Origin of the sequence: Sphingomonas rustica, assembly GCF_039652585.1 — a bacterium.
Taxonomy (GTDB): domain Bacteria; phylum Pseudomonadota; class Alphaproteobacteria; order Sphingomonadales; family Sphingomonadaceae; genus Sphingomonas; species Sphingomonas rustica.
This window is the reverse complement of record NZ_JBDIZK010000001.1, coordinates 325,520-348,639: the sequence shown is the minus strand read 5'-3', so window position 1 is coordinate 348,639 and position 23,120 is coordinate 325,520. Positions and strand designations below refer to the sequence as shown.

19 protein-coding genes are annotated in these 23,120 nt (G+C 67.7%); 14 read left to right on the top strand and 5 right to left on the bottom strand.

The window, feature by feature from the left end; translation table 11 throughout:
• Nucleotides 1-69: 69 nt before the first annotated feature.
• The gene (locus tag TPR58_RS01560; RefSeq protein WP_346244842.1) at nt 70-597 is read right to left on the bottom strand and encodes a DUF3598 domain-containing protein; all 528 of its coding nucleotides are present in this window, start codon (nt 595-597) and stop codon (nt 70-72) included.
• Between the two features lie 258 nt (nt 598-855).
• On the opposite strand from TPR58_RS01560, the gene TPR58_RS01555 reads away from it, so the two are divergent.
• Both TPR58_RS01555 and TPR58_RS01550 read left to right on the top strand, forming a co-directional pair.
• Complete coding sequence (locus TPR58_RS01555; RefSeq protein ID WP_346244841.1) at nt 856-1,860, top strand: DUF1838 family protein; 1,005 nt, start codon at nt 856-858, stop codon at nt 1,858-1,860.
• 62 nt (nt 1,861-1,922) lie between these two features.
• Nucleotides 1,923-2,780, top strand: a complete 858-nt coding sequence (locus TPR58_RS01550; RefSeq protein ID WP_346244840.1) for a DUF1838 family protein — start codon at nt 1,923-1,925, stop codon at nt 2,778-2,780.
• A 75-nt stretch (nt 2,781-2,855) separates the two neighbouring features.
• Here TPR58_RS01550 and TPR58_RS01545 read toward each other — a convergent pair whose 3' ends face one another.
• Nucleotides 2,856-3,305 (bottom strand): c-type cytochrome, encoded by a 450-nt coding sequence (locus tag TPR58_RS01545; protein ID WP_346244839.1) that lies wholly within the window; start codon nt 3,303-3,305, stop codon nt 2,856-2,858.
• 233 nt (nt 3,306-3,538) lie between these two features.
• Between TPR58_RS01545 and TPR58_RS01540 the strand changes: the two genes are divergently transcribed.
• The 5 genes from TPR58_RS01540 (at nt 3,539) to TPR58_RS01520 (ending at nt 9,913) form a co-directional block, all read left to right on the top strand.
• Nucleotides 3,539-4,948, top strand: coding sequence for a flavin monoamine oxidase family protein (locus tag TPR58_RS01540; protein WP_346244838.1), 1,410 nt, complete (start codon nt 3,539-3,541; stop codon nt 4,946-4,948).
• Between the two features lie 20 nt (nt 4,949-4,968).
• A complete protein-coding gene (locus TPR58_RS01535) occupies nt 4,969-6,045 on the top strand; it encodes a DUF3089 domain-containing protein (RefSeq protein WP_346244837.1) in 1,077 nt (358 codons plus the stop codon).
• Nucleotides 6,042-7,100: an alpha/beta hydrolase fold domain-containing protein gene (locus TPR58_RS01530; RefSeq protein ID WP_346244836.1), complete on the top strand. Its 1,059-nt coding sequence runs from the start codon at nt 6,042-6,044 to the stop codon at nt 7,098-7,100. Before TPR58_RS01535 ends, TPR58_RS01530 begins: the two co-directional genes overlap by 4 nt.
• Nucleotides 7,101-7,259: 159 nt before the next feature.
• The gene (locus tag TPR58_RS01525) at nt 7,260-8,408 is read left to right on the top strand and encodes an FAD-dependent monooxygenase (RefSeq protein ID WP_346244835.1); all 1,149 of its coding nucleotides are present in this window, start codon (nt 7,260-7,262) and stop codon (nt 8,406-8,408) included.
• A complete protein-coding gene (locus TPR58_RS01520) occupies nt 8,405-9,913 on the top strand; it encodes an aldehyde dehydrogenase family protein (protein ID WP_346244834.1) in 1,509 nt (502 codons plus the stop codon). The genes TPR58_RS01525 and TPR58_RS01520 overlap by 4 nt, the downstream gene beginning before the upstream one ends.
• 99 nt (nt 9,914-10,012) lie before the next feature.
• Here the strand turns inward: TPR58_RS01520 and TPR58_RS01515 are convergent, their stop codons facing one another.
• From TPR58_RS01515 to TPR58_RS01505, 3 genes are all read right to left on the bottom strand, one after another.
• On the bottom strand, nt 10,013-11,899 hold the full coding sequence (locus tag TPR58_RS01515; RefSeq protein WP_346244833.1) for a hydantoinase B/oxoprolinase family protein: 1,887 nt from the start codon (nt 11,897-11,899) through the stop codon (nt 10,013-10,015).
• Nucleotides 11,900-11,910: 11 nt separating this feature from the next.
• Nucleotides 11,911-13,965, bottom strand: a complete 2,055-nt coding sequence (locus TPR58_RS01510; RefSeq protein WP_346244832.1) for a hydantoinase/oxoprolinase family protein — start codon at nt 13,963-13,965, stop codon at nt 11,911-11,913.
• A 133-nt stretch (nt 13,966-14,098) separates the two neighbouring features.
• Nucleotides 14,099-15,607, bottom strand: coding sequence for an aldehyde dehydrogenase family protein (locus TPR58_RS01505; RefSeq protein WP_346244831.1), 1,509 nt, complete (start codon nt 15,605-15,607; stop codon nt 14,099-14,101).
• Between the two features lie 179 nt (nt 15,608-15,786).
• Here TPR58_RS01505 and TPR58_RS01500 point away from each other — a divergent pair, with 179 nt between their 5' ends.
• From TPR58_RS01500 to TPR58_RS01470, 7 genes are all read left to right on the top strand, one after another.
• The gene (locus TPR58_RS01500) at nt 15,787-16,704 is read left to right on the top strand and encodes an alpha/beta hydrolase family protein (protein WP_346244830.1); all 918 of its coding nucleotides are present in this window, start codon (nt 15,787-15,789) and stop codon (nt 16,702-16,704) included.
• A gap of 31 nt (nt 16,705-16,735) precedes the next feature.
• On the top strand, nt 16,736-18,088 hold the full coding sequence (locus tag TPR58_RS01495; protein WP_346244829.1) for an MFS transporter: 1,353 nt from the start codon (nt 16,736-16,738) through the stop codon (nt 18,086-18,088).
• A 20-nt stretch (nt 18,089-18,108) separates the two neighbouring features.
• Nucleotides 18,109-19,059 (top strand): alpha/beta fold hydrolase, encoded by a 951-nt coding sequence (locus tag TPR58_RS01490; RefSeq protein WP_346244828.1) that lies wholly within the window; start codon nt 18,109-18,111, stop codon nt 19,057-19,059.
• Between the two features lie 80 nt (nt 19,060-19,139).
• Nucleotides 19,140-20,546, top strand: a complete 1,407-nt coding sequence (gene leuC / locus TPR58_RS01485; protein WP_346244827.1) for a 3-isopropylmalate dehydratase large subunit — start codon at nt 19,140-19,142, stop codon at nt 20,544-20,546.
• The gene (gene leuD / locus TPR58_RS01480) at nt 20,543-21,148 is read left to right on the top strand and encodes a 3-isopropylmalate dehydratase small subunit (RefSeq protein WP_346244826.1); all 606 of its coding nucleotides are present in this window, start codon (nt 20,543-20,545) and stop codon (nt 21,146-21,148) included. The genes leuC and leuD overlap by 4 nt, the downstream gene beginning before the upstream one ends.
• The gene (locus tag TPR58_RS01475) at nt 21,141-22,001 is read left to right on the top strand and encodes an isocitrate lyase/PEP mutase family protein (RefSeq protein ID WP_346244825.1); all 861 of its coding nucleotides are present in this window, start codon (nt 21,141-21,143) and stop codon (nt 21,999-22,001) included. The genes leuD and TPR58_RS01475 overlap by 8 nt, the downstream gene beginning before the upstream one ends.
• Entirely contained in the window at nt 22,001-23,119 is a 1,119-nt protein-coding gene (locus TPR58_RS01470; protein ID WP_346244824.1) for an alcohol dehydrogenase catalytic domain-containing protein, read from the top strand. The genes TPR58_RS01475 and TPR58_RS01470 overlap by 1 nt, the downstream gene beginning before the upstream one ends.
• The last annotated feature ends 1 nt before the right edge of the window (nt 23,120 follow it).

Genomic DNA, 23,120 nt, shown 5'->3' with positions numbered 1-23,120 from the left:
TCCATCATGAATGAAAAAAGGGGGCGCCGGATAGACCGGCGCCCCCTTTTCCGCGTGGAGTGAGTTGCGTCAGTCCTTCGGGGCCGAATGATCGGTCCAGTTGCGCCAGTCGGGCGTGATGAATTTCTCGTCGATCAGCGTGCGCTGGTAGCACAGGCCATCACGGAACCACTGCCAGGTACGGGCGCGGTGGGTGCGCGCATCGTTGTTCTGGATCATCTCGTACAGGTAGATGCCGGGCTCGTCCTTGCGGATCCAGTTGAGGCAGGTGGAGCGGCCATGATCGTCGGGCTGCATATGCGCGGCCCAGCCCTTGATCAGGTCATTGTCCCACCAGACCCGGCCATTCTCGTACCAGGCCGGGAAATCGCGCGTCTCGCTCCGCCCGTCTTCCCAGAAATAATAGTTGGTCTGGTGATAGCGGTCGACGCCGCCTTCGTCGGTGAACAGGCGGCAGATCAGGCGCGAGCGATGCTCGTCGACCAGCTTGCCGGTCGTCGCGTCATAATAGCGGTACCAGCCTTCCCACACGCCCTCGTTGCTGGCGAGGATCGGCATCGCCTCGCGCACTCCGGCCTTGTTCAGTTCTTCGATCATCGTGCAACTCTCCCGTCCATGATTACCGCGTACCGTCCTCCTGCACCTCGATCGGCCGTGCCGGCCTGCCGAAATCCAGCGGGTATCGATGGCGGTGGCGGTACAGGAGGCTGATGGTGCCAGAGTGCGGGGGCGGGGCCGGATTTGCCTCCAGGCTGGCACGCGCTATCCGTTGTTCGGATAGGCCGGGACGAGCGGATGACGGCGGGGGCGGCGCTAAGGCAGCCTCGCGATGACGAACAAGGTGGGAGATGCGCGATGAAGAACGGGATCACACGCCGGGAGGGCCTCGGCCTCGCCGGTGCAGCCATCGGCATGGCTGCGGCCCCCGCACTCGCGGTACCCCGCGGACCTTCCTTCGTGTCGAAGATCGACTTCAAGGATCCCAAATGGAATCGCGACACGTTCGCGCGGCTGGACGGCGATCTCGACTTCGGCAAGGAGAAGTGCGGCTGGATCAAGGGCACGGCCTATGGCGTGCGCGAGAATGAGCGCATCCGTCCGCTTTTCAAGGTCGAGGGTTTCAGCTTCACCCGCCTCAAGAAGCTCGAGGACGGCAGCTATCGCAAGCTGCTGCGCGAGATCGTCTTCTACCGCGACGTGACGACCGGCGAGATCCTGAAAAGCTGGAAGAATCCCTATACCGGCGAGGAAGTGGCGGTGGTGCCGATCGCCAATGATCCGTTCAACTTCACGATCAGCGAATTCGCGCCCGAGCCCCCGTCCTATGGCGGGCTGAACAAGGACAAGCCGCCGCGCCGGCCGTTCCTGCTCGACTGGAGCGAGGACGGCGAGGGGAACATCATCCTCAACACCGCGATCGACCTCTATTATCCCAACGCGCTGAACCCCGAGAAATGGGTGCGGGAGTCGTCGGGCTACATGAACCGCGTCTCCGAATATTTCTCCTATTACATGAAGCGTTCCGACGTCGCGAACCCGAAGCTGACCCATATTCCGCATGTGGGCAGCTGGACCCGCATCACGCCCTGGCTGCCCTGGATGCTGATGGGCCAGGCGCCGGGTCATATGAGCTATGCCTGCTCCTACGGTTCGGAACCGCATGGCGAGAAGGGCCTGTCGCCGGACATCGTCGCCGCGGCGCGCGCGATGGACGAGAAATGGCTCCACGCGCCGACCGAGGACTATGGACCCTCGCTGTCGAGCCTGGAAAATTATGCCCGCTTCCAGAAGCCGGCGCCGGTACCGCCGGGCTGGACTCCGCCGCAGCCGCCCGCCGCGCCCAAGCCGCCCAGGTCCTGAGCGTCGGGTGGAACAGGGCGGCGCGCCTGCCGTCGAAACGAACGTCAAACAGGGGGAAGTTCATGTCGGGTATCGGTCGCCGCGAGGCATTGGGATTGATGGGCGCCGGCGCGGTCGCGGCGAGCGCCGGGCTTCCCTCCGCAGCGGCTGCAGCGCGCGCGAAGCTGGACGTAGAGACGCCCGAGGGCAAGCTGCGCACCTATATGATGATGCGCGGCGCGCTCGATGAGCGGTTGATCATCAGCTATATCAGCGGCAGCTATTTCGGTGTCGTCGATGCCGAGGTGACGCCCTTGTGGGACGTGATCGGCGTGACCTTCAGCCGTTATCGCAAGCGCAGCGATGGCGGCTATGACTGTTTCAACGGCGAGATCGCCCATTTCCTCGATCCGAAGAGCGGCGACGCGACCGGCGAATTCTACAATCCCTACACCAGCAAGACGGTGAAGGATCCGGGCAGGAACCTGCCGCCATCGCGCTTCACGCTGTTGCCGAATCTCGAAATGGAGTTCTCGCGCGCGCTGCCGGGAATGAAGGCCAACCATTATGTGCGCACACCCGAAGTGCGCGGCGACGACATCTGGTTCACCGAGGTGACGCGCGTCGAATCCGCGATTCCCGGTGCGACCAGGCCGTTCCGCTACAGCGAGACCGTGTCGATGCATGCGCATGTCAGCGACTTGCTGAAGCCCGGCGCGAAGCGGGTCCCGACCGAATCCAACTTCACCAACTTCGTCGACTGGCGTCCATGGATGGAGATGGCGGGCCATCCGGGAAATCTGATCGCCACCGGCAACGGGCGATTCGGCGTGACGCTGGACGACCTGCCCGAGCGCTGGACCCGGGCGACCAGGAAGCGCTGGCCGAAGGTCCTGGAGAACCCGGCATCGGTGCTCGACCCCGTCTACCCGGCGGGTTGATCGCACGAGGCGTGAAAAAAAGGGGCCGGGTCGCGACGACGACCCGGCCCCTTTTTCGTGCCTCGTGGGCCGGCCTTACTTGCCCTTGAGCGTCGCGAGATACGCGATCATGTCGGCGCGCGCCTGGGGGTTGGACATGCCGGCAAATGCCATCTTGTTGCCTGGCGCAACCTTGGCCGGCCGGGTCAGCCAGGCATCCATCGTCGGCTTGTCCCAGGTCAGCTTCGCATTCTTGAGTGCGGGCGAATAGGCGTATCCCGGACGGGTCGCCGCCTTTGCGCCCATGATGCCGGCAAGGTTCGGACCGACCGTGTTGGCGCCGCCCGGGTTCACCGTGTGGCAGGCGCGGCATTGCAGGAACAGCTTCGCACCGGTGGCGGGGTTGCCTGCCTGCATTGCCGGCGCGGGCGCCGTTGCCGGGGCCGGCAGCGATGGGGCTGCGGCATCGGATCGAGGCGCGGCGAGCAAGGTGGCGAAGGCGCCGGTCGAAACCAGGAGCGCGGTCAGCTGGAGCTTGGAGGTCATTCGCATCATCCTAACGGGGTCGTGCACTGGTGGCACCGCGAGCATTGATCCCAGCTGAACCCGGTGCCGATCAGGCGTCCTAGGAGCGGGCACGTCGCAGCCCAAGCCATGGCTTGTCACTATCCGACAAGCGAGCAGGGCAGGGCGGCGTATCGACGCCCCGCCATCGCCATGCCAGTCTGGCTGGAAAGCTAAGGGAGGGTCGAGTGCAGCTGACGCGTCGTGGATTTACCATGGGAATGGCTGCAACCGGTGCGGTGCTGGCGGCCGGATCGGCACGCGCCGCGATCGCCCGCGACAAGCCGATCGACGTGATCGTGCTGGGTGCCGGCGTATCCGGCCTGAACACCGCCGCGCTGCTCGAGAAGGAAGGCCTGAAGGTCCTGGTCCTCGAGGGGCGCCAGCGGGTCGGCGGACGCGTCTTCACGCTGCTCGACCAGCCCGGCTATCCCGAAATGGGGTTCAACTCGATGGGCGAGGGCTATGGCCGCGGCCTTGATGCGGCCAAGCGCGCAGGCGTCGAGATGGTCGATGTCGGCCCCCGCTTCTATGGCGGGCCGCAGCAGGAAGTGTGGCTGGGCGGCAAGCGGCTGACCCGCGAGGAATGGGCGCGCTCTCCGCTCAATCCCTTCCCCGATGCGCTCAAGGGCAATCTTCCCGGCGAAGTCGTCGGCAAGCTGATCGCGCAGCACAACCGTCTCGCCGATTTCAGCACCTGGAATGATCCGGCCAATACCGCGCTCGACATCTCGCTCAACGCGTTCCTCAAGGCGCAGGGGCTCAGCGACGCGGCGATCCGCCTCGCGAACGACCTGTCCCCCTATTATGGACAGAGCTCGTTCGACGTCGCCCAGCTGATGATGGAGTTCAATGACGGCTTCATCAAGACGCAGATGGCGGCGGGCAAGCGCACCCTGGCGGTGCGCGGCGGCAACCTGAACCTGCCGATCGGCATGGCCAAGCTGATCAAGGGCGATGTCCTGCTGGGCAAGGAAGTGGTGGCGATCGATTCGCAGGCGGCCGGTGTCGAGGTGCGGTGCCTCGACGGATCCGTCTATCGCGCCGGCCGGGTCGTGTGTTCGCTGCCCTTCTCGACGCTGCGCACCATCTCGATGACGCCGGGGTTCAGCGGCGCTCAGGCGCAGGCGGTGCAGACGCTGGGCTATAACGCGCTGACGATCGCCTTCCTGACGGCAAGCGAGCCCTTCTGGCTGAGCGACGGCCTGTCGCCGGCGATGTTCACCGACGACCAGCTGGGCACCATCTTGCCGCAGCGTTTCGGGGCAGATCCCAACCAGATTTCCGGGCTCATGGTCCAGGCGCGCGGCAACCTGGCGGCCGTCTGGGACGCGATGGGCAAGGAAGCGGCGCTGGCGCATGTGGTCTCGCGGCTGGAGACGCTTCGTCCGGCAGCCAAGGGCAAGGTCAAGGGCGCGGCATTGTTCAGCTGGGCGCGGGAGCGCTTCACCCTGGGCCAGATCGCCTATTTCAAGCCGGGGCAGGTGACCGCCTTCGCCAAGGTGATGGCTGCGCCGCTCGGCCGCGTCCATTTCTGCGGCGAGCATACGGCAGAGGGCGCGCGCGGCCTCGAAGGGGCATTGGAGTCGTCCGAGCGCGTCGCGCTCGAAGTGCTGACTGCCTGAGCCGGATAGGGGGACCAGAAATGCGGATCGGGTTTGGGGCCATCGCAGCATTGCTGCTCGGGCTTGGCGGCAATACGGCCATGGCGCAGGCGTTCGATCCGGCGAAGGCACCGCCTCCGCCCGATTATTCGAAGCCGGAAAGCTGGGCGGCGCGGCCGGGGCGGGAAGGCGCAGCCGCGACGGTTGCTCCCGGTGCCAGCGCTCGCACCGCGGCGCCGAAGGTCGATGTCTTCTACGTCAACCCGACCACCTTTCGCGGCCAGAGCGACTGGAACGCCGATGTGGCCGACCCGGCGACCAATGGCTGGAACGATGCCAGCGTCGTCGCGCGACAGGCGGCGATCTTCAACGGCTGTTGCCGCATCTTCGCGCCGCGCTATCGCCAGGCCGCCGGGCGCGCGGTGTTCATGCTCGACGGTGCCGGCCGGCCGGCCTTCGATCTTGCCTATTCGGACGTCGAGCGCGCGTTCGAGGACTATCTCAAGCGCGACAATGGCGGGCGCCCCTTCATCCTGGTGGGGCATAGCCAGGGTGCCTGGCACATCGCCCAGCTGCTCGAGCGCCGGATCGACGGACAGCCGGTCGCGGCGCGGATGGTTGCCGCCTATGTGATCGGCATCAACCTGTCCGAGGGCGAGTTCGGCCGGCGCTACAAGACGCTCAAGCCGTGCGACCTGCCAGCCCAGACCGGGTGCGTCATCGGATGGAACGCGGTGCTGCCCGAACTGGACCGCCCCGCCGCCGCCGCCATGCAGCAAAAGGCCTATGTGACGCGCTATGGCGACGATCCGGGGAAGCGGGCGCTGTGCATCAATCCGCTGACCTTCGATCGACGCAAGCCGGTCGCCGATCGTTCGGCCAGCCGGGGTGCCGCGCCGGGTGAGCCGGGCGCGGGTCCGGTCCTGCCGCTGCGAAAGGCGATGGTCGCGGCGCGGTGCGAGGCGGACGGTTATCTGGTGGTCGAACCCGATCCGGCGCTGGACCTGAAACCGCTGCCGGGGGGCAGCATGCATTTCCACGACATGGGGCTGTTCTACGCCGATATCCGCGCCAACGCGGCCCGCCGCGTCGCCGCATTCGGGAAGGGCAGGCGATGAGGGCGCTGAGCGCGCTTGGCGCCGCGCTGCTGGGGGCGGGCACGATGCTCGCCGGCCTGCCGGCAGCCGCCCAGTCCAATGCGGACATTGCCGCCGCGGCGCCGATCATCGAGCGCGGCAAGCCGTTGCCGCCATCGTCGCTTTCGATCGACACGCCGATGCTGGACGGCAGGGTCATCCACAGCGAGCGGATCTTCGTCGAGCCGATGGGCTATCGCCCCCTGCGGATGGACATTTATCGCCCGGCGAATGCGAAGGCGGCAAACCGGCCCTTGCTGATCTGGGTTCATGGCGGCGCGTGGGTCGCGGGCACGCCGCAGGAAGCTGCGGCATTTGCCGACTGGCCGGGCGTTCTCGCGGCAATGGCGGCAAAGGGGTATGTCGTCGCCGCCGTCAGCTATCGGCTTGCCAAGGAAGCGCCGTTTCCGGCGGCGATCCGCGACGTCAAATCGGGCATTCGCTGGTTGCGTGCCCATGCCGGGGACTATGGGATCGATCCCGGCCAGGTCGGGATCTGGGGCGAATCCGCCGGCGGGCACCTGATCGGGCTCGCCGCGACCAGTTGCGGTGTCGCGGCGCTGGAACCGGTCGACGAATCGCGCCGCCGAGGTCCCAGGCCGCCGGAGCAGCCGGCTCCGTCGGCCTGCGTCCAGGCAGCGGTCGGATGGTTCGGCATCTATGACCTGAATTTCGAAGGACCGGTCAAATATCCGCCCCAGCCGCCCGAGGATCCGACGCGGCTGTTCGTCGGCTGCCAGACGGCGCAGTGCACCGTCGAGCAGAAGCGTGCGGTCTCGCCCGTCACCTATATCGACAAGAGCGATGCGCCGATGCTGCTGATCCACGGCGATGCCGATTTCGCCGTTCCCTATCAGCAGAGCGAGGTGATGGCGGCTGCGCTGAAGGCGGCGGGCGTCCCGGTCGAGCTGATGATCATCCCGGGAGCCAACCATGGCTGGTTCGGCAAGTCGCAGGCCGAGACGGTCGCCGCGCATCGCAAGGCGCTGACCGCCACGATCGACTATTTCGACCGCAGGTTCGGACCGCGCCCCTGACCTTCGGGACAGAAGCGACCCCCTCAATGTGTCGCGGCGGGCGTCGCCGGGCGCCCGAACCTCCGGCGCGTCTCCGCAAGGCGAGCAATCCGCCCGCGGGTTTTGAGTAGCGATGCCGCCGGGGCATAGACCCGGTCGCGATCGGCGGGAGAGTATCGGATGAGCGACAAGAGAATCGTGATCGTGGGTGGCGGGATCGGGGGGCTGACCGCCGCCACCGCCATTGCCCAGGCCGGAATGCACGCGGTGCTGCTGGAAGCGGCGCCCGTCTTCGGCGAGATCGGCGCCGGGGTGACGCTGTCGCCCAACGCGATGAAGGGTCTCGACCATATCGGAATCTGCGAGCAGGTCGCCGCGGCCGGGATCGAGCCGTCGCGCCAGCGGATCCAGCATTGGGAAGATGGCCGCATCCTCGTGCCGATGGCGCGGGCCAGCCAGCGCGACCGGTATGGCGCGCCCTATGTGACCGTCCACCGCGCCGACCTGCACAAGCTGCTCCTCGACGCGGCGACGACGGCGGGCGTCGAACTGCGCAACGATGCCGCGGTGGTCGACAGCGACGGTGCGGCCGCGATCCTCGCCAGTGGCGAACGGATCGAGGGCGATGCGCTGATCGGCGCGGACGGAGTCAAGTCGGTGATCCGCCGCCGGTTCGAAAGCGGCCCCGCGATCTTCACGGGCCATGTCGCCTGCCGCTCGCTCGTGCCGGTGGACGGCGCGCTGCGCGACCTGGTCGAGTATCCCGGAATCCATATCGGACCGGGGCGGATGATCACGCGCTATGGCGTGCGCGGCAACCGGCTGCTCAACATCGTCTTCTTCGCGCGGCAGGATGGCTGGACCGAGGAAGGATGGACGATTCCGGCGGATCCGGCCGATCTCGCCGCGACCTATGCCGGATGGTGCGACGAGGTTCAGGCGTTGATTGCCGCCGCGTCGCGGCAGCCGCTGTTCAAATGGGCGATCAACGCCCGCTCGCCGCTGCCCGACTGGGTGGTCGAGGACCGGGTCGCGCTGCTCGGCGACGCCGCGCACGCGATGACGCCCTTTCTCGGGCATGGCGCGGCCTGCGCGATCGAGGATGCGATCGTGCTGGCGCGTGCGCTGGCCGCTGCGGAGACGGTTGCCGGGGGGCTGCGCCGCTATGTCGATGCGCGCCATGAACGCGCGACCTTCATCCAGGCGGAGAGCAACGCCAATGCCGACCGGATGCAGAGCGCCGACAGCGCGCTGTTCGGCCTGGGCCAGATGCGCGATGAAGAGTCGCTCGGCCTTTTCGACTATGACTGCAGGACCGTCTCCGTATGACCCAGATCGCTCCGTTCGACGGCCACGCACTCGCCCCTGAAACGCGCGCCTTTCTCGAACGCCCGCACCGGCTGCTGATCGACGGGGCCTGGGTCGAGGGCAGCGCCGGGACCCGCGCGACGGTCGATCCGGCCACGGGCCTGAAACTCGCCGATGTCCAGCTGGGCGGGGCAGCCGAGATCGACCAGGCGGTCGCCGCCGCCCGGCGCGCCTTCGAGGGCAGCTGGCGGCGGATGACCGCGGCGGACCGCACCGCGCTGCTGTTCCGCCTCGCCCGGATCATGCAGGACAATGCCCGCCTGCTGGCCGAGCTGGACGTCATCGACAACGGCATGCCGATGTTCATCGCCGAGCTGACCGTGGCCAACAATGTCGAGATGATCGACTATTATGCCGGCGCCATCCTCCGGATCGAGGGATCGACGCTCGCGCCGCCGCGGCATATCGCCGCGGGCGGGGAAGCGCTGACCTATACGCTGCGCGAGCCGGTCGGCGTCGCCGGGCAGATCGTGCCGTGGAACGTGCCGCTGTCCACCGCCATCCTGAAACTGGCCCCGGCACTCGCCGCGGGGTGCACCGTGGTCATGAAGCCTTCGGAGGAAACGCCGCTCTCGGCGCTGGCGCTGGGCCAGATGATCCTCGATGCCGGCTTTCCCGACGGCGTCGTCAACATCGTCAACGGGCTGGGCGCGGACGCCGGCGCCGCGCTTGCCGCGCATCCCGGCGTCGACAAGATCAGCTTCACCGGGTCGACCGCTACCGGCCGCCGGATCGTCCAGGCGGCGATCGGCAATCTGAAGAAGGTCTCGCTCGAGCTTGGCGGCAAGTCGCCGGTGGTGGTCATGCCCGACGCCGACCTGGAGATCGCCGTTCCCGGCGTCGCGATGGCGACCTTCTTCCTCCAGGGCCAGAATTGCATGGCCGGGACGCGGATCTTCGTCCACGAGTCGATCCACGACCGGTTCGTCGAGGCGCTGGGCGCGTTCGCGGGCGGCATGACGCTCGGCCACGGCCTGGCGCCGGGCACGATGCTGGGTCCGATGATCTCCGATGCGCACACGGCCAAGGTGATGGGCCATATCGACCGCGCCGTTGCCGCGGGCGCGACGCTGGCGGCCGGCGGGCGAAAGCTGGATCGTCCGGGCAACTTCATCGAACCGACGATCTTCACCGACACGACGGCCGACATGGCGGTGGTGCAGGAGGAGATCTTCGGACCGGTGATGGCGGTGCGGCGGTTCGCGACCGAGGATTTGGACGAGATCGCCGCCCTGGCCAATGATACGCCCTACGGCCTGTCGGGCAGCGTCTGGACGCGCGACCTGTCGACCGCGCATCGCCTCGTGTCGCGCATCCGGGCCGGGCATGTCTCGATCAACTGCCACGGCGCCGTCGGCACCAACGTGCCCTTTGGCGGCTTCGGCCAGTCCGGCTGGGGCCGCGAATTCGGCCAGGACGGGCTGGACGCCTATCTCGAGACCAAGGCGGTGACGGCGCGGCTGTGATGCCATGCCGTCACCGCGTGTCGCGGCTGCGGACGACAGCCGCTCCGCCGTGCTGACGGCGGGGCGCCCGACATGTTTGTCGCGGCGCCGACGCTCTGTCTATTCCGCTGCGATCGCCTCGGGCAGGTTCGACTGCGTCCAGCGGCGCTGGCGCGGCGCCTTGAGCCCCGTTTCCACCTCGCAATTGGCGCGCAGCGTTTCGATGTCCGGGCCGAAGTCGAAGGTCTCCAGATCGGGGCGTGTCGCGCGCTGCTCGGCGCGCAGCGCATCGGTTCGCGCCGTGTCGACCTGGCCGTCGGTGACGACCACGCCATAGGCGCGAGCGCCGGCTTCGGTGACCAGGCCCTGGCGCACTTCCTTGGCGACCAGCGCCGGATCGCGCTCCAGCGGGTCGCCCCATCCGCCGCCGCCCCAGGTGATGAAGTGCAACTGGTCGCCCGCCTCGACCTCGATGTCTTCCTGCTTGTTGCCCACGATCGTCTGCGTCCCGTCGGGCTTCTCCAGGATCTTGCGCGCCCGTTCGGCGGGCTTGCCGCCATTGACGCCCCAGGGCGGCACGAACCAGCGATCGTCATGGATCGCGATCCGGCCGGGCTCGAGGAAGCGATAGGTCATGTGGATGCCGTTGCCGCCGCGATGCAGCCCGGCACCACCCGAATCGGCCGCCGTCTCGTAGCGTTCGATCACCATCGGGAAATAGCGTTCGAGGAACTCGTTCGGCACGTTGGTGAAGGCCGGGAACAGCGAGTGGCCGTCGGGGCCGTCGCCCAGCGGCCGGCCGGGCACGCCGCCGAACCCGATCTGGAACAGCTGGAAATATTTCCCGCTGCGATCGGTGCCCGAATAGAACAGATGCGGCGAGGACGAGAAGCCGGCGGCGTTGAGGAACTCCGGCGTCTTCTGGCCGAGCAGCGCGCCGAGCACGTCGAAGATCCGTCCCAGCGCATGCGTCCGCCCGGACAGCGCGGCCGGAAATTCGGGCTTCAGCAGCGACCCCTCGGGAATGCGCACGTCGATCAGGTCGTAGAAGCCGTCGTTGAACAGGATCTGCGGGTCGAACACCATGATCATGTAGATGCCGAAGAACATCTTCAGCATATTCTCGTTCAGGAAGAAGTTGATCGATGCGGGGCTCTGCGGATCGGTGCCGGAGAAGTCGAGCACGACCTTCTCGCCGTCGCGCCACATCGTGCATTTGATCTTGTAGGGACCAAAGCCCATCCCGTCGTCGCAGATATAATCCTCGAAGCTGACCGGCGCCTCGCCGACCGACGTCTGGATCAGATGCTTCATCGCGCGATAGTTTCGCGCCAGCAGCTCGTTGGTCGCCGCCACGAAGACGTCGTCGCCGAACCGCTCCGCCATCTCGACCACCCGCCGCGCCGCGACCCGGCACGAGGCGATCAGCGCGTTGAGGTCGGCCCGGCACCAGTCCGGGGTGCGGACCTGGGTCATGATCAACTCGATCAAGTCGCTGTTATACTGGCCCTGGCGGTAGATCTTGACCGGCGGGATCCGCACGCCTTCCTGGAAGATCGAGGTTGCGTGGATCGGCATCGATCCGGCGACCATGCCGCCGATGTCGCTCTGGTGGCCGAACATCGAGGTATAGGCGATCAGCCGCCCGTCCTTGAACACCGGCAGGAGCACCAGCCAGTCGTTCGAATGGCTGATCGCGCCGCCGACCGAATAGGGATCGGACAGCAGGATCATGTCGCCATCCTCGATCGTGCCGTCAAAGCCTTCGAGGAAGGGGCCGATATAGGATCCGAACTGGCCGACGATCATCCGGCCCTGATGGTCGGCGATCAGCGGAAAGGCATCGCCCTGTTCGCGGATGCCGGGCGACATGGCGGTGCGCACCAGCGTCGCGTCCATCTCCACGCGGGCGTTGCGCAGGGCGTTCTCGATCACTTCCAGCGTGACCGGGTCGATCGGACCGGGAGTGAAGGGGGCGGCGTTGCTCTGGACGATCGTGGCGGGCATCGGTCTGTCCTTCAGGCGTTGGTCGGGTTGATGAGGATGTTGCCGACGCGGTCGACGATGGCGGTGCAGTCGGCCTCGATCAGCGTGGTCGAGTCCATCTCGATCACGATCGCCGGACCGGGGATGATGTCGCCCTGGCGCAGCCTGGCGCGGTCGTAGATTACCGCGGGGCGAAGCTCGCCATCGATCCACAATTGGTGATCGCGCAGCTTGGCACCGATCGGATCGCCGTCGCCCCCGGGCAGTTCGGCGGCTTCCAGCTCGAGCGGCTTGCCGAGCGCGACCGCGCGCAGGTTCACCAGCTCGTGCGGCGATTCCATGTTGAAGGTGAAGAGCCGCTTGTGCTCGGCATCGAACCGGTCGGTGATGCCGGCCAGGCCGTCCCGGGCCAGCGTCTCGGCGTCGATCGCCAGCGGGACTTCGAATGCCTGGCCCTCGTATCGAACGTCGATCTCGAACAGGCTGGTGATCTCCTCTTCGGGAACCCCGTCGGCCAGCAGCGCGTCGCGGGTTTGCGCCGCCATCTCTTCGAGGATCGTGCGGACTTCCGCCTCGTCGGTCTCGCTGATCCGCCGCGAGAAGGACCGGGCGGTTTCCGATCGCATCTGCGTCGTCGCATCGCCCAGCGCGCACAGCACGCCGGGGGAAACCGGCGAGATTGCCGGCCAGCTGCGCATCAGCCGTGCGACCGCGTTGACGTGAAGCGGTCCGGCGCCGCCGAATCCCATCACCGCGAAGTCGCGCGGATCATAGCCCTGCTGAACCGAGATCATCCGCAGCGCGCCGAACATGTTCTCGTTGACGATGTCGATGATTCCGCGCGCCGCTTCGTACAGGCCGATCCCCAGCGCGTCGGCGATCGTCTGGACCGCCTTTTCCGCTGCCGGCCGGTCCAGCTTGAACGTGCCGCCCAGCAGCGCCTCGGGCAGATAGCCGAGGACGACATTGGCGTCGGTCACCGTCGGCAGCGTTCCGCCCTTGCCATAGGCGACGGGCCCCGGGACCGCGCCGGCGGATTGCGGCCCGACCCGCAGCGCCCGGGTCAGTTCGGGGACATAGGCGATCGATCCGCCGCCCGCGCCGACGGTCTTGACGTCGAGTGCCGATGCGCGGACCGACAGGCTGCCGACCTCGGTGGTGCGCACGCGGCGCGGCTCGAGATTCTCGATCAGCGCGACGTCGGTCGACGTGCCGCCGACGTCGAGCGTCAGGATATTGCGGATCCCGGCATTCTTGCCGACCCACAGCGCGCCGGTGACGCCGCCCGCGGGACCGGACATCAACAGCGCGACCGGATGTTCCTCGGACGCTTCGGAGGACATCAGTCCGCCGTCCGAACGCAGCAGCGAGATCCGCCCCTGCATGCCGGCATCGCGCAGCTTGCGGCGCAGGTTGCGCACATAGCGGCCGACGACCGGCCGGACCGCGGCATTGGCGACGGTGGTCAGGGTGCGCTCATATTCCTGCATCTCGGGCAGGACGACATGGCTCAGCGAGATGGGAATATCGGGCAGGATCTCGGCCGCCAGTTCCGCGACGCGGCGTTCGTGCGCGCCGTTGATATAGCTGTTCATCAGGCTGACGGTCAGCGCCTCGACCCCGCGATCCCGGACCTTTTCCAGCGCGGCGCGAATGTCGTCGTCGTCGGTCGGGCGCAGCTCGTTGCCAAAGGCGTCCATGCGGCCCTTGATCTCGAACGTGTCCTCCAGCGCGGCGAGCGGCTCGGGCTTCGGCCAGACGATCCATCCGGCAAGTCCGCCGGGGACGAAGCTGCGCGCGATCTGCATGATCTGTCGGTGACCCTCGGTCACGATCAGGCCGACGCGCGATCCCTTGCCTTCCAGGATCGCGTTGGTGGCGACGGTGGTGCCGTGAAGGAAGACCTCGATATCGGCCGGGGTGATCCCGGCCTGGGCGCAGATCGCCTCGACGCCGGTCAGGATGCCCACCGAACTGTCGGCCGGCGTCGACGGCGTCTTGTACCGCCAGAAGGCGCCGCTTTCCTCTTCGAGCAAGAGCAGGTCGGTGAAGGTCCCGCCTACATCGACTCCCAGGCGATACGCCATTGAATCCCTTTCCCAGCAAATCTCGGGGCCGATGTCGGCCCGACATGCATCCGATTGTGTCGGCTGGGATCGATGGCGACAGCCCCGCGCTTCGGTTTCTCCGCTAAGCGAGCACGGTGCAGCCCAAACGGGCTCACACCACCGCGCAGATCGTCTTCCATTCCAGATAGCTGTCGAGCGCCTGCTTGCCGCTGTCGCGACCCCAGCCCGAATGCTTCACCCCGCCGATCGGCAGCGATGCGTCATACATCGAGTGGCAGTTGATCCACACCGTACCCGCGCGGATCGCGCCGCTCAGGCGATGCGCATCGGACAGCGACCGGGTCCACACGCTGGCGGCAAGGCCGTAATCGGTATCGTTGGCGGCACGGACCACCTCGTCCAGGTCGTCATAGGCCTGGGCGACCAGCACCGGGCCGAACACTTCCTCGCGCACGATCGCCATGTCGGGCTGGACGTCGACGATCACCGCCGGCGACATGAAGGTTCCCGCCGCGCCGAGACGCTCGCCCCCGGTCAACAGGGTCGCGCCGCTGGTCCGTGCGCCGTCGACCAGGCTTGCGACCCGCTCGGCATGTTTCGTCGACACCAGCGGTCCCATCTGGGTCGCGGCGTCCAGCCCGTGGCCCAGCGCCAGCCCCTGGGCATGGGCCGCGATTCCCTCGACGACCCTGTCGAAGATCGAGCGATGGGCATAGAGGCGCGATCCGGCCACGCAGACCTGGCCCGCGTTGAAGAAGATGGCGTTGGCCGTTCCCGGGATCGCCAGGTCGAGATCCGCGTCCGGCAGCACGATCGCGGGCGACTTGCCGCCCAGTTCCAGCGTAACCCGCTTGAAATTGCCCTTTGCGGCGTCAAGGATCGCCCGCCCGGTGGGCGTCGACCCGGTGAACGACACCTTGTCCACGTCCGGGTGTGCCGCCAGCGCCGCGCCGGTTCCCGAGCCCAGGCCGGTCACGACGTTGAGCACGCCTGCGGGCAAGCCCGCCTCGACCATCAGCTCGGCGAGGCGGAGCGCGGACAGCGAGGTGTCCTCGGCAGGCTTCAGCACCACGGTACAGCCTGCCGCAAGTGCCGGCGCAAGCTTCATCGCGGTCAGCACCAGCGGCGAGTTCCAAGGCACGATCGCCGCGACCACCCCGACCGGCTCGCGCACCGTCCAGGTCGAGACCTGCTTTCCGGCGGGCTGATAGTCGATCGAGCTGTTGATCGTCTGTCCCTCGATCGCCATCGCCTGGCCCGCGAAGAAACGGAACTGGTTCACCGCACCGGGGATTTCCGCCCAACGGCCGACGAAGAGTGGCTTGCCCTGGTCGAGCGTCTCCAGCTCGGCCAGCTCGTCGATATTCGCCTCGATCAGGTCGGCGATCGCCCACAGGATGCGGGCGCGGTTGACCGGCGTGGTCTGCGACCAGGCGCCCAGCGCGCCGCGCGCCGCGGCGACTGCCGCATCGACATCGCGTCCACTCGCCTGCGCCACCCGCCCGATTTCGCTGCCGGTTGCCGGATCGATCGTCGAAATCGTCGCGCCGTCGGATGCCGCGCGCCATTCCGCGCCGATCAGGAGCCCCTCGCCGCGGCCTCGCCGCGCAAGAAAAGCCTGGATTTCGGGACGGAGTTGCGGTTGGCGAATGTCGAGCATGATGCGATCCTCAGATTTGTTGGCAAGGGCAACACGAAATCCTTCGCCCGAGAAGGGCGAGGCGGCGTGCATCTCCGGCAGGCGGATAGATCCTGCGCATGCGCTCGCTGCGCAAGGCTTTGCGTGCGGATAGTCCGGACATTGACGCGGGATGCCGACGGGTGCGGCAGGGGGAAGGCATGAAACCGAAAGCTGACGTCGTCCATTCGGTATCGCTGTCCCGCCGCGCGGTGCTGGGCGGTGCGATCGGGGTCGCCCTTGCCGGCAGCGTCGAGGGACTGGCTGCGGTGGCGGCGGAGCCCGAGAAGCGCGTGCTCGCCGGGCCGGGCGGGCGCGAGATAGCGGTCTGGCGCTGGGCACCCGCCGGCAAGCTGCGCGGCACCGTCAGCTTCTCGCACGGCGCCGCGTCCGCGCCGTGGAAATATGCCCGGCTGCTCCAGCCCTGGGCGGATGCCGGCTACGAGATCCTCGCCCCGCTGCATGTCGATTCGACCGATCATCCGCGCACCGCTGAATTTGCCGGACTGGCAAGCTGGCGCGCGCGAATCGAGGACATGCGCACGCTGGCCGCGACCATCGGCTCGGCGCGGTTCATCGCCGCCGGGCACAGCTATGGCGCCCTGACCGCGCTCACCATGGGCGGTGCGGAGGCAGTGATGCCGGAGGGGCTGGGCGGCATTCAGCGCGAGCCGCGCGTTGCCGCGGTCGTCGCCTTTTCGCCGCCCGGCGCGATCGAAGCGCTGATTCCCGCCAGCGGCTATGCCAGGTTGGCGGTCCCTGCCTTGATCCAGACCGGCGACAAGGACGTCCCGATCGGCGGGACCGATCCGGCGGGCTGGCGTGGCCATCTCGACGCCTATGAGGCGGCGCGCGCCGGCGGGGATCGCTATGCGCTCGTCCTGGACGGTGTGGACCATTATTTCGGCGGGCTGATCTGCCGCGAACTGCCAGGCCCGCCGCAGACGGCGCAGCTCGGCCAGGCGATCGACCTGTCGACGCTGTTCATGCGGGGGTTCCTGAACCGCGATTCGGCATCGCGCCGCAAGCTCGACTCGTATCTGGGCGAGGCGGGCCCGGTCCGCCTGACCCGCAAATGATTGATCCGCGCACGCACGAGGGAGTGACGTCATGACCGCCGCAACGGTACCCGACCTCGATGCCGCCCAGGGCGGACGGAGCACCGCGATGGTGCCGCTGATCGCCTACAGCTTCGGCCAGATCGCCGGCCAGGTGTTCCGCGACCTGCCGTCGCTGCTGCTGCTGTTTTTCATGACATCGGTGCTGGGCATCGCCCCGGCCATCGCGGGTGCGGCGATCTTCGTGCCGAAACTGGTCTGGGGGGTGGGCGCCGATCTGATGGTCGGTGTCCTTTCGGATCGCTGGAAGCGACGCTTCGCGCGGAAGAACTGGCTGCTGGTCGGTGCGATGGGCGCACCGGCGGCGATGCTGCTGCTGTTCCATGTGCCCGAGGCATCGACCGGCGTCCGCATCGCCTATGTCGCCGCCGTATTCAGCCTGTACATGATCGTCTTCGCCAGCTTCTCGGTGCCCTATCTGGCGCTCGCCGGCGAGCTGACGACGACGCCGCGCCAGCGCAACGTGCTGATGGCGTGGCGGCTTGCGTTCACCGCCGCGGGCGTGATGCTGTCGGGCGGCATCGCCCCTGCGCTCGTCCAGCAGTTCGGCGGCGGCGTCGCCGGCTATGAAGCCATGGCGATCGTGCTGGCGATCGTCTGCCCCATCGCGCTGCTGATCGCCTGGTTCGGCGTCACGATGGCGACGCGCGGGCGTCCCGAGGTGGCCCCGGGAGCGCCGCGGGTACGCATGACCGCGGGCGAAGCCGTCCGTGCGCTGCTTGCCCCGAAATTCTCGATCATGCTCGGCGCCAACCTGCTACAGCTGGTGGGGCAGGGCATGTCCTATGCCGCGCTGCTCTATTTCCTCAGCTACAATATGGGGCGTGCCGATGCGCTGACGCTGATCGGCGGGCTGGTGATCGCGGCATGCGCCGGCATCCTGGTGGCACAGCCGATCTGGGTCGCGCTGGCGGCGCGGTTCGGAAAGCGCAACTGCTACATCGCCGGCGCGATGATCCACGGCCTGTTCTATTTCACCTGGTCCTTCGCTGCGAGCTGGGGCGCGGAAGCGGCTTTCGCGCTTTCGTTCCTGGCCGCCGTCGGCAATTCGGGCTGGGCGATGCTCGGCTTCTCGATGGTCGCCGATGTCGCGGCCGAGGACGAGCGCCGGGCGGGGCTCTATTCCGCCGCCTGGATCGCGACCGACAAGATCGCCTTTGCGCTTGGCGGCACGCTGCTGACCGGACTGATCTTCGGCGCCTTCGGCTTCGACAGCGCGCGTGCGGTGGCCGGATTGCCGCAATCCGAGGCTGCGCTGGTCGGGGTGATGGTGGTGTTCGGGATCGTGCCGGGCATTCTGAACATGGTTGGCGCCGGCCTGATGGCATTCGCGCCGAAGCGGTGACGGATAAGGGGACGAGAACGATGCGACGGCTGATCTCTCTGGTGGCCGCACTGTGCGCGGTCGCGACCGGCGCTGCGGCGCAGCCCGCTCCCGCGCCGAGCCCGGTTCCGCTGGCCGAACTCCGGGCGAAGCTGGGCAATCCCGCGGATCGCTATCTGAAGATCGCCGGCGGGGTCGAGCTGCGCTATCGCGACGAGGGCAAGGGGCCGGTGCTGCTGTTGCTGCACGGCTCGCGCAGCACGCTCAGCAGCTGGGACCCCGTCGTCGCGAAGCTGGTCAAGCACTACCGCGTGGTCCGGTTCGATCAGCCGCCTCAGGGCCTGTCGGGACCCCTGACGAAGGACGCCATCGCTGCGGTCGGCTCGCCCGAGGACATGGTGCGCCAGTTCCTCGACGCGCTGAAGATCGACCGGGTGAGCGTGCTCGGCACGTCCAGCGGGGGCACGCTGGCCTATTATTTCGCCGCGACCTATCCCGACCGGGTCAACGGACTGGTCCTGTCGAATACGCCTTCTGATCCGGTCAACGGTCTCAAGCCCGTGCTCACGCCCGAGATGACTGCCGCCAATGCCCGCGCCAAGGCGAACGGGCTGGAGGACCGGCCCTATTGGCGCACCTATTTCGAATGGCTGTGGGGCGACAAGGGCCGCATCACCGAGGATCAGGTCAGCGCCTATTTCAACTACAACCTGCGCGGGATCGACGCCAACTATACCGGGCTCCAGGCGCTGACCGCCAATCGCGAGGTGACGATGGCGCGCCTCGCCGGCGTGAAGGCACCGGTACTGATCATCTGGGGCATGCGCGATCCCGTGCTGCCGCCCTATCTCGGCGAAAAGCTGGACGGCTATCTGGCGAACGCCCGCACCCGATCGTTCGTCGCGCTCGAGGATGTCGGCCACTACCCGCCGGTCGAGGTGCCCGACCGCTATGCCCGGCTGGTCCTGGCCTGGCTCGAGGGGATTCGCTGAACCGTCATTGATCGTACAGCGGAGAGCGGTCGCCGGCCGCTTGCCGCGGGACCCGCAAAGGCGCACCGCCGGGCATCGCCATGACCGTCCGAACCGACATCGCCGCTGCCGGCCTCACGCTGTACGACAAGTTGTGGCACGCCCATGTGGTGGTCGATGCGCCCGATGGGCAGACCCTGCTCTATATCGACCGTCACCTGCTGCACGAGGTGAGCACGCCGCAATCGTTCGAGATGCTGCGCGAGGACGGGCTGCGCGTCCATCGCCCCGAAACCCAGCTTGCGGTCGCCGACCACAGCGTCCCGACGCACGACCGCGGCGGTCCGATCGCCGATCCGCTGGCGGCGGCGCAGATCGACCTGCTCGAACGCAATTGCGGTGCATTCGGCATCGAATATCTCGACCTGGCCGGGCCGGGGCAGGGCATCGTCCATGTGATCGGTCCCGAGCAGGGCTTTACCCTGCCCGGCATCACCCTGGTCTGCGGCGACAGCCACACCTCGACGCATGGCGCCTTCGGTGCGCTGGCGTTCGGCGTGGGGGCAAGCGAGTGCGGCATCGTCATGGCGACCCAGGCGCTGTGGCAGGCAAAGGCCAGGCGCATGCGCGTCACCTTCGACGGCGTGCTCGGCGCCGGGGTGAGCGCCAAGGACATGGCGCTTGCCTTTATCGGCCGCGTCGGGGCGTCGGGCGCCACCGGCTTCGCGGTCGAATTTGCCGGCCCCGCCGTGCGCGCGCTGTCGATGGAAGGGCGAATGACGCTGTGCAACCTGGTGATCGAGGCCGGGTCAAGGACCGGGCTGGTCGCGCCGGACGACACGACATTCGCGTTTCTTCGCGGGCGTGCACGTGTTCCGATCGGCGACGACTGGGACCGGGCCCAGGCCTATTGGCAGACGCTGGCCAGCGACCCGGACGCGATCTTCGATGCGGAGATCACGATCGATGCGGCGTCGATCGCGCCGCAGGTGACCTATGGCACCAGCCCCGGCCAGGTGATCGACATCAGCGGGGTCGTTCCGGCCGCCCGGGATGCGACGACCGACAAGGCGCTGCGCTATATGGATCTGGCGGGCGGTGCCGCGATCCTCGGCCTGCCGATCGACCATGCCTTTATCGGCAGCTGCACCAATGGCCGGATCGAGGATCTGCGCGCGGCGGCTGCCGTCCTGTCGGGCCGCCGGGTCGCGCCGGGCGTGCGGGCGCTGGTCGTTCCCGGATCGATGGCGGTGAAGCGCCAGGCCGAGGCGGAAGGGCTCGATCGCCTGTTCCTCGCGTCCGGGTTCGAGTGGCGCGAGCCCGGATGCTCGCTGTGCGTGGCGATGAACGACGATCGCCTGCCGCCTGGCGCGCGCTGCGCCTCGTCGTCGAACCGCAATTTCGAGGGGCGTCAGGGCCCGGGCGCCCGCACCCATCTGATGAGCCCGGCAATGGTCGCGGGGGCTGCGGTCTCGGGCCGGATCGTCGATGTGAGGACACTGGCATGACCCCGCTCGTCACGGTCGAGGGGGCGGGCTGGTGGCTGCCCGAGGCCGATGTCGATACCGACATCATCTATCCCGCACGGTTCCTGCTGATCACCGCCAAGCAGGGGCTTGGCCGCTATGCCTTTCACGATCGGCGCGATGCCGGATTCCGGCTCGGCCCCGATGATTGCCGGGCAGAACCGATCCTCGTCGCCGGTCCGAATTTCGGCTGCGGGTCCAGCCGGGAGCATGCCGCCTGGGCGCTTGCCGGCCTCGGCATCCGGGTGGTCATCGCGGAGAGCTTCGGCGAGATCTTCTTCTCCAACTGCTTCAAGAACGGCATGCTGCCGATCGTCCTCGATGCAGCGATGGTGGCCCGGATCGGCGCGATGGTCGAGGCGGGCGCGACCCTGCGCGTGGACCTTCGCGCCTGCCTTATCGAAGCAGTGGACATGCCGCCGATCCCCTTCACGGTGCCCGACGACCGGCGCGAGGCACTGCTCAACGGGTGGAACGAGATCGCGCGCATCCGCGCGCTGCACGCCGCCGATATTGCCGATTACGAAGCCGGGCAGCGCCGCGCGTTTCCCTGGCTGTGGAACAAGGAACAGAGACATGGCTGATACACGATTGCGCGACCGGCTGGCTTCGAAGCAGTTCTTCGTCGTGCCGGGGGTCCAGGACATGATCACCGCCGCCATGGTCGATCGCGTCGGCTTCGATATCGTTTATGGCAGCGGCTATTGGCTGACGGCCTCGGCCTATGGCCTGCCCGATGCCGGGCTGGTGAGCTACAACCAGATGCTCGACCGGATGCAGACGGTCCGCAGCTCGTGCAGCGCCGCGCTGATCGCCGATGCCGATACCGGCTTTGGCGGGCTGCTGAACGTCGATCACACCGTTCGCGGCTACGAGGCTGCCGGCGTTTCAGCGATCCAGATCGAGGATCAGGAATTCCCCAAGAAGTGCGGGCACACCCCATACAAGCGCGTCGTCGAGACGCAGGACATGGTCGACAAGGTGAAGGTCGCGGTCGATGCGCGCGACCAGATGCTGGTGATCGCGCGGACCGACGCGCGCCAGTCGGAAGGGCTCGACGGCACGCTGCGCCGACTCGAGGCCTATGCCAAGGCCGGCGCCGATATCCTCTTCCCCGAGGCGCTGACCAGCGAAGAGGAAATGCGCAAGGTCTGCGAGACGTTCGAGCAGCCGATCCTGTGCAACATGGCCAATGGCGGCCTGACCCCGCCGATGAAGGGCGATACGCTTGCCCAGATCGGCTTCGCCTTCGCCATCTATCCGTCGCTGACCAGTCTCGTCTCCGCCGCGGCGGTCGAGCTTGCGCTGACCCGGTTGAAGGACGATCTGGACGGCGAGCCGGCGGACATCCCGCTGTTCGACTTCAAGACCTTCTGCAGCATGATCGGCTTCGAGAAGGTCTGGGAGTTCGATCGCAAATGGGGACAGGGCCGGTAATGAAGGTCACCGCCGCGCTTCTGACGCAGTCGGGCGGTCACGCCCGGCCCTATCGCAAGACCGCGCCGATCGAGATGGCGGCACTCACGCTCGATCCGCCGGGACCGGGCGAGCTGCTGATCCGGATCGACGCGGCCGGCCTGTGCCATTCGGACCTTTCGGTCGTGAACGGCGACCGGCCCCGGCCGATGCCGATGGCGCTGGGGCACGAGGCGACGGGAATCGTCGAGGCGACCGGGACCGACCGCGACCCCGGTTTTGCCGTCGGCGACCGGGTGATCCTCGCCTTCCTGCCCTCGTGCGGCGACTGTCCGCGATGCCGGGCGGGCGAACCGTTCATGTGCGGCGTCGGGGCGGCAGCGAACGGCGAGGGACGGCTGCTGGGCGGCGGGCGCCGGCTCCACGATTCGTGCGGCGGCGACGTGCATCACCATCTCGGCCTCTCCGCCTTTGCCAGCCATGTCGTGGTCGATCGGCGCTCGGCGGTGAAGGTCGATGCCGACATTCCGGCGGAGATCGCGGCGCTGTTCGGATGCGCGGTCCTGACCGGCGCCGGTGCGGTGATGAATTCGGCGAGCGTCCGCCCTGGCGAGTCCGTGCTGATCTATGGCCTGGGCGGGGTGGGACTGTCCGCGCTGATGGCGGCGATCGCCTGTGGCGCAGCCCCGGTCGTCGCCGTCGATCCATCCCCGGCAAAGCGCGCGATCGCCGAGCGGCTCGGCGCTCATGCGATCGATCCGGGCGAGCCATTTGCGGAACGGTTTGCCGAAGGCGCGCCCGACGTCGTGATCGAGACGGTGGGCAAGGCGGCGGTGCTGCAACAGGCCTATGCCGCGGCGCGGCGCGGCGGGCGCATCGTCACCGTCGGACTGCCCAATCCGGCGGAACGCTTCGACATCCCCGCGGTCGCGCTGGTCGCCGACGGCAAGAGCCTGATCGGCAGCTATATGGGCTCGTCGGTCCCCGCGCGCGACATCCCGCGCTACATCGCCCTGTGGCGGGCGGGGCGGCTGCCGGTCGAACTGCTGCTCACCTCGGTCAGCCCGATGAGCGAGATCAACACCCTGCTTGACGAACTCGCCGACGGCACCGCCGTCCGCCAGATCATGGTGCCATGAC